Here is a 13,609-nt window from a genome sequence, read left to right on the forward strand (position 1 = left end):
TTTCAGAGAGATTCCATATCGATCATATTATGACGAATCGCTAGATGCGTTAACTCAACATCACTTGTCACTTGTAGCTTGTCAAAGATGCGGTAACGGTAGGTATTAACTGTTTTAGGACTTAGAAATAATTTATCAGAAATATCACTGACTTTCTGACAGGTTACAACCATCAAAGCAATTTGAAGTTCACGATCAGAAAGGTTATCAAAGGGGTTTTCTTTGCCTGGACTCATACGGCTTAAGGCAATTTTTTGGGCAATTTCAGAGCTTAAATAGCGCTGCCCACAACTGACCTGGCGGATGGCTTGAATCATTTCAGCGGGGTCCGTACCTTTAGAAAGATAACCCGATGCACCAACCTCAAGCGCGCGCGTAGCAAAGGTTTCTTCAACTAAGGCCGACAATGCAATGACTTTGCATTCGGGCAGGGTACGAACAATTTTTCGCGTAGCTTCAAGACCACCAATACCCTGCATTTTGATATCCATCAGCACGATATCAGGCTCTACCTCTCGGGCTAATGTAACAGCATCCTCGCCACAACTCGCCTCGCCTACGATATCGATCCAGTCTTCGTCAGCAAGCATCTTAGAAACCGCTACACGAACAATATGATGATCATCTACGATCAGCAGTTTAACCATACGTACCTCAACTGGAACAGTTTATAAAACAGCGAGTTAACATCTTCCATCATGATAACCGTAATCAAATCTAGAACAATATATGAATACGATCTTATTCAAAAATAATTAATTACCCATGCATCGATTAATCAATAGGATCACCATTGACCAATACGATAACTACTGGCCAATACGATAACTACGCAATTTATTAGCAATGGTCGTGTGTGAGACCCCAAGGCGTTTCGCTAAAAGGCGGCTGCTCGGAAAATCGGGATACAGCGATGCCAGTATCTGCTGTTCAATACGGGCAATAATATCCCCCCAATGACCACTGAGATCCAATGGCTGGGTATTGCTATTATTTAGCGCAGGTAAACGTATATGGTCAGCCTCAATAACCTCTTCGCAAATAGATACGGCTTGATAAAGTAAGTTTTCCAGCTGCCTAACATTACCCGGCCAGTGGTATTGGTTAAGCACTAACTTAGCATCATCGCTTAAGACTCGATTTGAGGTGCCAATTTGGGTACAAGCTCGGTTAATAAAATGATTGGCTAGATCAATAATGCCTTCTTTACAGCTTCTTAATGGAGGAATGACCAGCGTTAACACATTAAGCCGATGGAATAAGTCCTCACGGAAAAGATTTTGCTCACACAGTTCCGCTAAATCCTTTTGTGTCGAGCAAATAACACGTACATCAACTTGTATTTCATCTTCACTACCTACTCGACGAAAGCTTCCGTCTTGCAAAAAACGAAGCAGTTTCACTTGAAGGTGTGGGCTCATTTCCCCCACTTCATCAAGGAAAATACTGCCGCCAGAAGCTAAATCTAACAAGCCTAACTTGCCTTCTTTTCTCGCGCCTTCAAAGGCACTCGGAGCATAACCAAAAAGCTCGGTTTCCGCTAGATTGTCAGGCAAGCTGGCACAATTCAAAACCATAAAGGCGGAACGCCCTCTGGGACTACTCATATGACAGGCCCTAGCAAGCATCTCCTTGCCGGTACCTGTTTCACCCTGTATCAATAAAGGGGCATCCAAAGGTGCCATGCGCTTCGCTTCACGAATAGTCGCAAGCATTTTAGGCGCTTGAATCTGTAACGCCTCAAAACCAAAATCTTCATGCTTTTGTAACGAATAAATTTGCGCCCCTATCGATTCAACAGGGTGCAACGTAATAACGGCACCAGCAGGTTCTTTCCCTGAGAGCTTATCTTCCATATAGATAGGGTTAATATCGGCTAAATAAGCATCACCTCGTATCTCAACTCGCACACCATTAAGGCGTGATTCCAGTCGAGGCAGCAGGGTGTCAAGATCCAGATTTTTGACACGCTTACTTAAAGATACGCCGGACACTTCATCAACCCTTAGACTTAACACTCGACCAGTCGCAGCATTCGCAGCAACAACACGACCATCAATATCCACCGAGAGTACAGGGAGGTCTAAAGACTGTAGTAAAATATCCAGCTCATAATGGCGGCGTTCACTGGGGATTAAATTAATACGCCGTATTTTCTGCACACCGGATATTTTTTCAAGACGAGTGCGTACACTCTGCAACTGCATGTTGAGCATACTCGGCATATAAAGATAGATAGCACTGCCTTTATCTCCACCTGCCTCCGCACGGACAACATTAATCCGAAACTCGACAAACACTTCAAGAATGTCCCGCATGATGCCGACGCGGTTTTGGCAGACAATTTCTAAACGCATCATTTAATCCATTGGTGGCTTTTTATTGTGTAAATCATTTTATACAGTCCATCCAGAAAACTCACGTATAATTACCTAAACTTGATTAAACACAGACAATGCCAGTTCCTTTTAGCCCACAATAGCCATTTGGGTTCGTATGTAAGTATTGTTGATGATACGGCTCTGCAAAATAAAACGTAATATTCTGGGCTATTTCTGTGGTGATCAACGGAAAGTCTTTTGCCGATAAGAGCTCTTGATAAACGTCTTTGCTCTTCATGGCTACTTCAAGCTCTGCGGCCGTTCGACAATAAATCGCTGACCGATATTGGCTGCCCTGATCATTCCCTTGCCGCATACCCTGTGTTGGATCATGGCTTTCCCAAAACAGCTTTAGCAACTCACTCAAGCTAATTTGATCTGGATCGTAGGCGATAGCAACTACCTCCGTATGATCTGTTGCACCCGTGCAAACCTCTTCATAACGAGGAAATGGCGTATGACCTCCCGCATAACCGACAGCCGTTAATATAACGCCTTTAAGTGACCAAAAAAGACGTTCAGCCCCCCAAAAGCAACCCAAACCAAAGACAATTTGGTGAGGGTAGTGTTTTAAATCATTTAAATCCCCACCCAAAACCTTATGCCGCTCAACCAAGAAGGGATAGTGGTCCCGATTCATTAAGTCATCTTTTGCACTATTGAACATAGTAAGTACTCCGGTATGATGGCGCCTTTAAAGAAAACCGAGTTAAAACGGTTATTTATAGAGAGACGTTAGATGAGCAACCTTCAGCCTGAAAACAGTTCGAATCAGCCATGCCCGTGCCAATCAGGTACGCACTTTCAAGCATGTTGCCAACGCTATATCTCTGGCGATGCCTTGCCAGAAACGCCCGAGCTATTGATGCGCTCTCGTTACAGCGCTTATGTGCATGCGAACCTAGACTATATTGAGCGTACAACGCAAGCAGATGCACGTCCACAGTACGACTTCGAAGGCTTAAGAAGCTGGGCAGAAAACTCTGAGTGGCTAGGTCTAAATATTCATGATACAGATATTGATGGCGCATCAGGCCGAGTTAGGTTTACTGCGCGCTACCGTCAAAATGGTAACATCATCAACCATTCTGAAGACTCTAAATTTGTTTTAGAAGAGGGTCGCTGGTTTTTTGTTCATGGTCGAGACTATACGCCTCCCGTTAACAAAACCGTTGGTCGTAATGATCCATGTCTTTGTGGCAGTGGTAAAAAATTCAAGAAATGCTGCTTGGTATAAACCCTTAATTGGTGTAGTCGCTTAACGGTAAAAAAGCCATAAACAAAAAGCCAGCGAGATAGAAGAAGATAACTTCATCGCTGGCTTTTTGTTCGCATAACGGCACTAAAAAAATATTAACGCGCTTTAAAGAGACGATGACAACCCTTGCAAGTTTTAGCCGCCTGATCCACATACATGCGAGCATCTTCATGGTTCGCATACTTGAGGCTTTCTGCCGCTTTTTCGGTAAGCATCTGAAACTCTAACATTTGCTTTTCAAAGCGTGGCCAGTTATCCCAAATGCGATCCAGTGCTTTTGTATCACCGGTATGTGAGCGCACACGAAACATATCTAATAACGGCTGGCTTAAATCTGCCAGCTCATTGGCATACTGGGTGGCAGCCTTAACATTCAAGTTTTTTTGAATCACTTCAAAACGCAGCTGTTTAAAACTTGCTTTAATATCTTCAAACTGATCCTGTCGAGCCTTAATAGCAACATCTGGGTCACTATAATCTGCAGCCACGGCAGAGCCAAAAACAGAGAGACTCAATAACAGTACGATCAAACTTCTCATAAGAAAATACTACCTTTTAGCTAACCCGCATTAATTTTAAGCCCCAAAGAATAGAAGGGTTAACATTTCCCAGCTGCTCAACCTTAACATCACCTTTGATACTATAACGTTTGTCACCGGTATCTCTCATAACAGGGTGCATAAAACGAGTACCAAAACGATCCCTAATAGAAGAAACAATGGGTTTGCTGCTTTCTGGAGCTTTACGTTTAATAACCACACCCATTTCACCGTTAGCCAGCTCAACGGTAGCGCCTGGCGGGTAGATACCTAATTCAGCAAGAAATATATTGGTCAATGATTCATCAAAGAAGCTACCCCGTTGAAGAAACAACTGTTTAAGGCTTCTTTGCGGTGTTAAAGCAGAGCGGTATGGGCGGCTTGAGATCATGGCAGAATAGATATCGGCCAAGCCAACAATTTTAGCCTCAAGACAGATCTGATCACCTCTCAACCCTTTCGGATAGCCACTTCCATCCACCTTCTCATGGTGCTGCAATACGATATCGAGCCACAGAGGATTCGTAATACCTGCAGTTTCAAGTAACTTACGCCCTTCTTCTGGATGATTTTCGACCCGACTTTTTTGTTCCTCCGTAAGAGGACCTTTATGGTTTTGAAGACTATCTTGGTAGGCATTCATCGCTACATTGGCGGTGATTGCAGCACCAATAATAGCCAGCTGAACATCCTGAGGTAACTCAAGGGCATCTGCTATCATCGTAGATATAATAGCGACATGAAGCGGGTGTTTGATCGAGTAATTAAATTTGTTTGATAAGTGTATAGAACCTAACAATGCATCAGCATTCAGTTTAATCAGGCCCTGTATCTGAGAGGCTGAATCATAAAGGCGCTTTTCCAAACGACCATCTTTAAAGCTGCCTTCCCCCCCTATACCACCAAACGCTTTCTCAAGCTCAAAACACATCTCTTCAAGTTCATTAAAGGGGTTTGTATCTTTAGAATATTGATGAGGTGCTGGCAGGTCGCTCACAATCACTGGATCTGCCTCGGTAGGTAGCTCATATAAACGATAACCTGAAGCAACAATTGAATGTAGCCTTGACTGAGTAGTGATCACATTGCCCGAATCCATCAGTAAACGACCCGTTGCATCATAAACCGTCCACGGCAATGTATCCCCAACCACAAGGTCATCTGCCGAAATTTTTATCAGATCGCCTTCATCGTTAATTGCCATTCTGTTCAAACCTTATTCAAGTAGCATCCTGTGCATTGATCCCTCATCCTAAGGAAAATCATTATTAGTCATCATGTTAGCGTGAATTAGCGCAACAATACACCAATTAACCGTGACTCAGCGCACAATAATATTACCTATAATGCTATTTACTAGGAACTGCCTTGTGTCTTAATCTTACTTAGCGGTAGACTATTACAAAATAGAGGGAGAAAATTCTAAAGATGAAAGGCATTAAACTGATCAACCGAGTTAAGATACTGAATATCATAGATAAAATTGATTTTTTCAGTGAATTTAATGTCGGCGAGAAAAGCATGATCGTGGATACTCGAAGTCGATTTGTTGCCGCAGAAAAGGGGGAAAGCATCATAGTGCAAGGTGAAAAGGATTCATCCTTTTATATCTTGCTTCACGGCAGTGCCCAAGTCTCTCTCGAAGAGAACGGTAAAACTTTAGCACATCTTCAACCTGGTAATTTTTTCGGTGAAGTATCTTTCTTAACCGATACCCCAAGAACCAGTAATGTCGTTGCCAGTGAAACGTGTATTTTATTCCGTTTCGATAAAAAAGTAATGAATTCGCTACCTTCCATGACTCGTGAAAAGATCAAAGATAAAGTTATTGCAAAACTGGTGCATCTACTGTCTGAAAAAAATGAGAGCCAGAAGTAAATAACGGAAGTAAATAGCCAGTCAATAATACAGACAGCGGCTCATAGGGTTCCCTCCCACAAGCCCTTTATTTATTATCCTCAACCGCTCCACATTAAGTTAACCCTAGTGCTTACAGCCTAAGGCATAATCGACGGTCACTTTATTGCCATGCTCCTCATAGACAACGGCTCGACACAGCTGCTGCACAAGTTTAATGCCTCGGCCGTGCATTTTATGTTGGTCCGCTGGCCGATGATTAACCTGCTCAAAATCAAAGCCATTGCCTGTATCTTCGATAGTAATTCGCAGAAAAGACTCATTGTGTAAGCGGAGTTTGCTTGCAGAAATCTCAATATATCCCGCCTCAAGTTGTGACAGTCGCGCTTGCCGAGCAGAAAGATAAGACTCAAAAGCATCAGGGCCAGATTTCAATCTGGAGTCCAGTTTCAACAGGCCATGATCTATCGCATTATTTAATAGCTCGGTCATAATCAAAAAGAGTTTCTGGTTATGACTACTAACGCCTTTAAACTGCCCTATCGCGCCAACGATCATTGGTGTTAAATCTAACGCCTTCACCTCATCAACACCTAGATGAAACTGTACCTTCCAGTCTAATGCATCTGCTTCTTCAACGGAGGCCAGCATTTTTGCTTCTAAGTGACTATCTATAACATCAAAAGCAGGCTGGTCGTTCGCCGGCATATCAATCAGTGCAAGCGTGACATCATCATGGGGCTTTTCATCTCCCATAAAATCTTCCAGCGCATAACGTATGTCATCTAGCCGGTTTTCAGGGTTATGCAAACAACCTAGAAGTCGTTCAATACCAAAAAATTCGCCTTCATCATTTTCAGCTTCAATCAAACCATCGGAGAACACAATAATCTGGTGCCCTGGACGATAAGGTATAATCTCACTGCTGACTTCATATTGATCGCCGCCCAATACACCTAACGGTAATTGAGTGGATTCAAAAGTGTCGGAAACATGGCCGTGGGAATCAACACAGTAAAATGTTGGTAAACCTGCATTCCAAACCTCTGCGAAGGACTCTGATGGATCTATCATAATAATGCCGCAGGCGACAAAACACCCTGTTGGCATCGCTTCTTTGATTCTCCGGTTCAGCTCTTTACCAATGGTTTGAAGCTCAAATCCCTTATAAACCATAGAATAGAAAGTACCAGAAATTGGCAAAGTATTAATCGCTGCGGCTAAGCCATGGCCTACGGCATCACCAATTAGCATATAAAGTCGGTTACTGGGTGATCGGGCCGCACAAAGCACGTCACCACTAAATTGCTCAGCAGGAGTAATCATTGACTTAATGAGAGGGTCTTCAAGCCCCTCGCTTTCCGCCATATGCTCCATGATATGACGTGAAATTCGGCGCTCAGATTCATCTTTTTCTACATATTCCTGCAAAGCCGTGTTTTGGCTATGCAGCGTATCCTGCATATCAACAATACGTTTAATAGAGTCTATTTTGGTGTTAAGGATCACCTGATTAATGGGTTTAAATAGGTAATCTGCCCCGCCAGACTGATGTCCTTTAATATAATATTCTTCTGTGGCTGCCGCTGAGATAAATATAATAGGAACCCAGCGAGGTGCTGCCATTTCTTGGAGCTTTTGCGCTGCCTCAAAACCATCCATTCCCGGCATCATGACATCCATCAGCACAAGATCCGGCTGTTGCTCCACAAAAACCTTTAAAGCCTCCTCGCCATTTCCAGCAGTTACTACATCATGGCCTGAGCGTTTAAGCATCGCCTGTAGTAAAACCAAATTGGCTCGAGTGTCATCAACAGCAAGAATACGCATAATCAAGATACCGCTTAGGAAATTTCAAAAAGCTTATTGAAGTTTGCAATAGCTAAAACATCTTTTGCTCACTGGGAGCAGTTCTTTAATTTTATTGTAGTGCGCTGAACATCGGCTTTTTCCTTAAACTGAAGCAGCATGCCTAGAGCAGAACTGTCTAAATAATCAACTCGACTTAGATCAAGAACAATAACTTTAACCTTGTCGGTCAGCAGTTGCTGATAGGTCTCACGAAAAATCTTATGAGCATTAAAATCAAAGCGGCCATTTAAACACATGATACTTTGCGCATCAGATGAAGTAGTTTGAATATTCATAAAAACTCCTAAAAAACAAATATACCGCGATTCGGTAACATTAATTATTCACGGTCCGAGCAAGCTGTACCGCTATCGACTTAAGCGGCAGAACCGCCTCAACAGCACCAATATTAGCAGCCGCTTTAGGCATCCCATAAACCACACAGCTTTCTTCATCTTGGCCAAATGTTCTGGCTCCGCTATCTCTTAAACGCTTCAATCCTTGAGCGCCATCAGCACCCATGCCCGTAAGAATAACACCTGCAACCGCAGGGCCAAACTCTAGCAGAGAATCGAACATAACATCGACTGAAGGTTTATGCCGATTCACCGGTGGCCCATCGTCAAGCTTTAGAGTAAAAAGATCGTCTTTACGCTCAACTTTTAGATGATGCCCCCCTTCCGCTATAAACACATGGCCGGGCTTCAAAATATCACCTGTCTCTGCTTCTTTAACATTAAGCCGAGCTAAGCTATTCATTCGGTCTGCAAATGTTTTCGTAAACCCCGGTGGCATATGTTGAGTAATAACAATCGGGGGCGACTGTGCTGGTAACGACATAAGAAGCGCTTTAATCGCTTCAGTTCCACCTGTTGAGGAGCCAATGGCAATAATTTTCTTCAATGCGGTAGGTGAAAATAGTATCGGTTTTTCAGTCATGCCTTGATTCTGACTCATTTTTTTTCTAATACTCGCCAATCGAGGCCCTGCCTGTGCTGCGATTCGTATTTTGTCGCAGATAAGGTCACTATATTCTTCCAGTTCATGGGTAATGCCCACTTTCGGCTTAGCAATAAAATCGATAGCACCAAGTTCTAGCGCTCGAATTGTGGTATCTGACCCCATTGTTGTCAGTGTAGAGATCATAACAACGGGTGTTGGCCGTAAGCGCATCAGCTTCTCTAGAAAGTCTAGGCCGTGCATCTTCGGCATCTCGACATCAAGCGTCACTACGTCTGGATTTACTTGGCGAATAATTTCTCTAGCTTCAAGAGGGTCTCGTGCCATTCCAGTCACGACCATATCACCCTGCTCGCTGATAATTTCTTTTAGCACATTACGGATCAGAGCAGAGTCATCAACAATTACGACCTCTATCATGATGCTTATTCCTTAAACGACAATCACTCGTCAAACAGTTCAATGTCACTGGATAAAGGTGTCTGACCAAGTGTTTTACTGTATTTATTCTCTATATCGAGAATCTCACGATCAATACCAGCACTACGAAGACGCTTCATAAGCACTTTACCTGTTGCAGGGAAAAACACCACTTTTCGTGGGCAGGTATCCAACAGATCCTGAGCCGTGATGGGTATCGATTCAAAACCTAAGTAATCAATAACAAATTGAGCATTGCGTTTACCTACGTTGCTTGTTGTCATTGACTCGACAACATTACCGCCGCCAAAGATCTTAGCTTCTAAGTTTTCTCGGCTTGCTCCACGTTTCAATATTTCATTAATCAATATTTCCATCGCGTAGCTACCGTAACGAGCGGAGGCGCTTAACGGGTTAAAAATATCGGAATTACCAGGCAGCATAAAGTGATTCATACCACCAATATTAAGCTTTTTATCTCGAATACAAGCCGAAACACAGGAACCTAGAACAGTACTAATGGCCATATCTGCGAACGTGACGTAAAACTCACCAGGTAAAATTTTTGCAACCTGACAGTTAAACATTCTGTCGAAATAAATTTTAGGCTGCGACGCTTCATGCAATATTTCCATGCCTATACCACCGTTTCTTACTAGGACTGTGCTTTCTCATAAACCGTGTGCTTACGTAATTTAAAAATATCAGTAGCATGGGTAAAACTTTCTGAGTGCCCCGCAAATAACAAGCCATCGTTTTTTAAGTAAGGCGCAAATTTCTTTAGTACTTTGTACTGTGTTGGCTTATCAAAATAAATCATCACATTGCGACAAAAAATAATGTCAAATGACTGATCAAAGGGCCAAGAGTCACTTAATAAATTCAAGTTAAAGAAGTATATCAAATCTTTTAATTCTGATTTTACTTTAACTAAACCAGAGTTATCACCCTTACCACGAAAAAAGAAGGTCTTAAGCCTTTGTTCCTGAAGTCTTTCTACTCTATCAGAAGAATAGATCCCTCTTTGAGCTTTTTCGAGTACTTTAGTATCTAAATCAGAAGCAAAAATCTCAACGGGGGCATCAAACCGTTCAAAATACTCAACCGCAGACATCGCAATAGAATAAGGCTCTTCCCCTGTCGATGCGGCACAACACCAGATACGAAAGCTTCTTTTGCTCGGGTGGTTGGCAAAATATTCTTTCAAAATATCAAAGTGATGGGATTCACGAAAAAATGAGGTGAGGTTAGTCGTCAATGAATTAACAAACTCTTGATACTCGAAGCTATCCGCATCATTAATCAACTCAAGGTACTGTTGAAAGGTTCTTAAATTATTAGCCCGTAACCGACGAGACAAACGGCTATAAACCATGTCACGCTTCGTATCAGCAAGATTGATACCGGCACATTCATAAATTAGGCTTTTAATGGTTTTAAAATTATCATCCGTGAAGTGGAATTCGCGATCAGGTCGACCCGTTTGCATATTCATTTCCTAAAAAATAGGCCACCAAAGGTAGCCTATTGTCCGTTCCTTAGAATGAGAGGGTGCTTAGAACTCTTCCCAATCATCATCAACACTGGGCTTAGCTATAGGTTTAGCAAATTCTTTACTCTTAGAAGACTTTAAGCTCACAGGACTTTTAATGGCTTCCCCCTTATATGCTGCAACTGGGGCAGAAGGTAGTAAGGGTATTGCCTGTGAATCATAATGTCCTTCATCACTAAGTTTGAATAAGCTAACAGAATTAACCAAGGAGCGAGCCTGCTCCTCTGTTGATTCTGCTGCGGCTGCGGCTTCTTCAACCAGAGCCGCGTTCTGCTGGGTCACTTCATCAATCTGAGTAATCGCCGAGTTCACTTGCTCAATACCAGAGCGCTGTTCAACCGATGCCGCAGAGATCTCCGTCATAATACTGGTGACCTGGCTGATCGCGTCAACAATATCTTTCATTGTTGACCCTGCATCATCGACCAGTTTAGAGCCTTCCTCAACCGTATCAACCGAAGTAACAATCAGCTCTTTAATCTCTTTAGCAGCCCCTGCACTTCTTTTCGCAAGATTGCGAACTTCCGTAGCAACCACGGCAAACCCACGGCCTTGTTCACCTGCCCTTGCCGCTTCAACCGCCGCATTTAGAGCCAAAATATTGGTCTGGAAGGCAATGCTATCAATAACACTGATAATCTCTTCCACTTGCTTAGAGTTATCACTAATCGTGCGCATCGTGCTGACCACTTGGCTAACCACATCGCCGCCTTTTTGAGCAATACGACTAGCACCTTGAGCGAGATTATTCGCTTGGGAAGCGTTCTCCGCATTCTGCTGAACGGTTGACGTGAGTTCTTCCATTGACGCTGCGGTTTCCTCAAGGCTTGAGGCTTGCTCTTCCGTACGCTGGGAAAGATCATTATTACCAGCAGAGATCTCACTAGCAGCAGTGTTAATCGCGTCAGACGCTTCTTTTATCTGAGTCACAATTTCAGAAATTTGATCAACGGTCGCATTAGCATCATTTTTAAGCTGCCCGAACATGCCGTCAAAATCTTTATCGATACGCTCGGTCAAATCCCCCTTAGACATAGCGCTAAGTACTCGCGCCACCTCAGATAAGCCCTCGGATGTTGTTTCCATCAAGTTGTTCATGCCATCCGCAAGTTCACGGAAAAAGCCTTCTTTACCTTCAGCATTAATTCGACGGTTGAAGTCCCCTCGCGAAGCTCCTTCAACAATATCGGCAATTTCCGCTTGAGCATGGGTTTCATTCGTCGTATCAGACCACTCAACAACCGTACCAAGGCGCTCACCATTCTCGTTAAAAATGGGGTTCGCGATGAAGGCAAAGTAACGGCCCGCAATAGAAATTCGGGTATGGCACGGGTTTTCTAGCGCCGCCAGCAAATGTCGTTGGTGCGCAGGGTCTTTGTGGAAGACGTCAATATTAGTGCCGATCAAGGTGTCTACAGCAAACTTTGGCAGCTCTTGTTGAATCAGCGCTTCTGATTCACGGAACATTCGACGCAGCGCATCATTGACATAGATAATATCCAGATCGTTGTCAGCCATCATCACATTACTGGAGACGTTATCTAGAGCGTTACGAATACGGTGATTAATCTCGGACAGCGCACGCTGTTTCTCATTAGCCGCCTGTGTTTCAGCCTCGCGACGGAGAATTTCCGTCATATCACGCCATTCAACCACAAAACCAATACGGTTATCCGGGGAACCAATAGGATTAACTTCGAGATTAAAAGTGCTATCACCGATTTTCAGATTGGTGCTATGGGTCGTATTAAGATGCGTAAGGATATGGCGCTGCATATCAGGCTTTTTATGGAAGACATCAATATTCTGTCCAATCAGATTTCCAGCATCGAAATGCGGCAGATCTTTCTGTATTTCCGATTCGTTATACTCAAGCATTTTGAGAATCGATTCATTCATATACAGAATATTGAGATCGGCATCAGAGATCATTACATTGGTATTAACAACATCAAGCCCCTTGCGAATGCGCTGGGTCTCTTCATGGAGCAGTTCTTGCTTCTCTTTAATTTCAGCTTCTGCCGCTTCCTGCAGCAAGCTATCGGTTAGATCCTGCCACTCAACAATATAACCGTTACGCTCACCATTGCTGGATATAGGATGAACCACTAAGCTAAAGGCACTTTCACCAACATTAATACGCGCCTTATGGGCACCTGCTAGGCCTGTTAGCAATTTGCGCTGATAGCTCGGGTTTCGGTGGAAAATATCGATATTTTTGCCCACTAAGTTTGTAGCTTCAAAGTGTGGCAAGGTTTTCTGAAGATCAGGCTCGCGCTCTCTTAACATGCGTTGGATAGAGGCATTAACGTAGATGATATTCAGATCTGTATCTGCAATCATTACGTTGGTATTTACAACATCAAGACCACGTTTAATACGCGCCATTTGATCAAACTGACGCAGCTCTTTCTGACGTTTTTTACCGAGTTCCTCCTGAGCATCGACAAGAACGCGAATAATCGCACCAATCTCATTGTCGATAACAGGTTCTGAGTGCGCAGGCTTGCCCTCTGAAAAATGTTTCGCCAGCGCCATAAGCTGATGAACCGGTTGTTCTACCTGTGCCATAACCGTACGCGCACCGGCAAAAAGCACGACTATTGCCGCCGCTTCTAATGCTATCGCCCAATACAATGTATTAGGGCTATCGCCTAAGAAGGTTACCAAAGCGCCGGCAGCTGTCAAACCACCGGTAGCAAAGGCTACACTGAGCAGTTTTGACCGTATCGATGTTTTTGTACTCATTGCCCGTTCTCCAACTGAACCTGCATCTTTAAATCACAAATCG

13 protein-coding genes are annotated in these 13,609 nt (G+C 43.4%); 2 read left to right on the forward strand and 11 right to left on the reverse strand.

The genetic code is table 11. The annotated features are described in order from the left end of the window. Positions 1-2 precede the first annotated feature (2 nt). From uvrY to msrA, 3 genes are all read right to left on the reverse strand, one after another. Complete coding sequence (gene uvrY / locus G517_RS0105415; RefSeq protein ID WP_028303569.1) at positions 3-647, reverse strand: UvrY/SirA/GacA family response regulator transcription factor; 645 nt, start codon at positions 645-647, stop codon at positions 3-5. A gap of 162 nt (positions 648-809) precedes the next feature. Then, positions 810-2,357, reverse strand: coding sequence for a sigma-54-dependent transcriptional regulator (locus G517_RS0105420; protein ID WP_028303570.1), 1,548 nt, complete (start codon positions 2,355-2,357; stop codon positions 810-812). Between the two features lie 85 nt (positions 2,358-2,442). Further along, positions 2,443-3,048, reverse strand: coding sequence for a peptide-methionine (S)-S-oxide reductase MsrA (gene msrA, locus G517_RS0105425; RefSeq protein ID WP_028303571.1), 606 nt, complete (start codon positions 3,046-3,048; stop codon positions 2,443-2,445). 72 nt (positions 3,049-3,120) lie between these two features. On the opposite strand from msrA, the gene G517_RS0105430 reads away from it, so the two are divergent. Then, positions 3,121-3,618, forward strand: a complete 498-nt coding sequence (locus G517_RS0105430) for a YchJ family protein (RefSeq protein WP_028303572.1) — start codon at positions 3,121-3,123, stop codon at positions 3,616-3,618. Between the two features lie 116 nt (positions 3,619-3,734). Here the strand turns inward: G517_RS0105430 and G517_RS0105435 are convergent, their stop codons facing one another. After that, positions 3,735-4,178: a c-type cytochrome gene (locus G517_RS0105435; RefSeq protein WP_028303573.1), complete on the reverse strand. Its 444-nt coding sequence runs from the start codon at positions 4,176-4,178 to the stop codon at positions 3,735-3,737. Positions 4,179-4,194: 16 nt separating this feature from the next. Beyond that, positions 4,195-5,382 carry an HD-GYP domain-containing protein gene (locus G517_RS0105440; RefSeq protein ID WP_028303574.1) on the reverse strand — a complete coding sequence of 396 codons (1,188 nt, stop codon included), beginning with the start codon at positions 5,380-5,382 and terminating at the stop codon, positions 4,195-4,197. A 224-nt stretch (positions 5,383-5,606) separates the two neighbouring features. Between G517_RS0105440 and G517_RS0105445 the strand changes: the two genes are divergently transcribed. Then, complete coding sequence (locus G517_RS0105445; protein WP_028303575.1) at positions 5,607-6,056, forward strand: cyclic nucleotide-binding domain-containing protein; 450 nt, start codon at positions 5,607-5,609, stop codon at positions 6,054-6,056. A 105-nt stretch (positions 6,057-6,161) separates the two neighbouring features. On the opposite strand, the gene G517_RS0105450 is transcribed toward G517_RS0105445, so the two are convergent. The 6 genes from G517_RS0105450 to G517_RS21195 form a co-directional block, all read right to left on the reverse strand. Continuing rightward, positions 6,162-7,865 (reverse strand): ATP-binding SpoIIE family protein phosphatase, encoded by a 1,704-nt coding sequence (locus G517_RS0105450; RefSeq protein WP_028303576.1) that lies wholly within the window; start codon positions 7,863-7,865, stop codon positions 6,162-6,164. Positions 7,866-7,933: 68 nt separating this feature from the next. After that, complete coding sequence (locus G517_RS17890) at positions 7,934-8,182, reverse strand: STAS domain-containing protein (protein WP_051206103.1); 249 nt, start codon at positions 8,180-8,182, stop codon at positions 7,934-7,936. Positions 8,183-8,222: 40 nt separating this feature from the next. Next, positions 8,223-9,266: a protein-glutamate methylesterase/protein-glutamine glutaminase gene (locus tag G517_RS0105460; RefSeq protein ID WP_084632078.1), complete on the reverse strand. Its 1,044-nt coding sequence runs from the start codon at positions 9,264-9,266 to the stop codon at positions 8,223-8,225. A 23-nt stretch (positions 9,267-9,289) separates the two neighbouring features. After that, the gene (gene cheD / locus G517_RS0105465) at positions 9,290-9,901 is read right to left on the reverse strand and encodes a chemoreceptor glutamine deamidase CheD (protein ID WP_028303578.1); all 612 of its coding nucleotides are present in this window, start codon (positions 9,899-9,901) and stop codon (positions 9,290-9,292) included. Positions 9,902-9,921: 20 nt separating this feature from the next. Further along, on the reverse strand, positions 9,922-10,755 hold the full coding sequence (locus tag G517_RS0105470) for a CheR family methyltransferase (protein WP_211224248.1): 834 nt from the start codon (positions 10,753-10,755) through the stop codon (positions 9,922-9,924). A gap of 66 nt (positions 10,756-10,821) precedes the next feature. After that, a complete protein-coding gene (locus G517_RS21195) occupies positions 10,822-13,566 on the reverse strand; it encodes a methyl-accepting chemotaxis protein (protein WP_051206105.1) in 2,745 nt (914 codons plus the stop codon). Positions 13,567-13,609: the final 43 nt, after the last annotated feature.

This window comes from Oceanospirillum maris DSM 6286 (genome assembly GCF_000422865.1).
Taxonomy (GTDB): Bacteria; Pseudomonadota; Gammaproteobacteria; order Pseudomonadales; family Halomonadaceae; genus Oceanospirillum; species Oceanospirillum maris.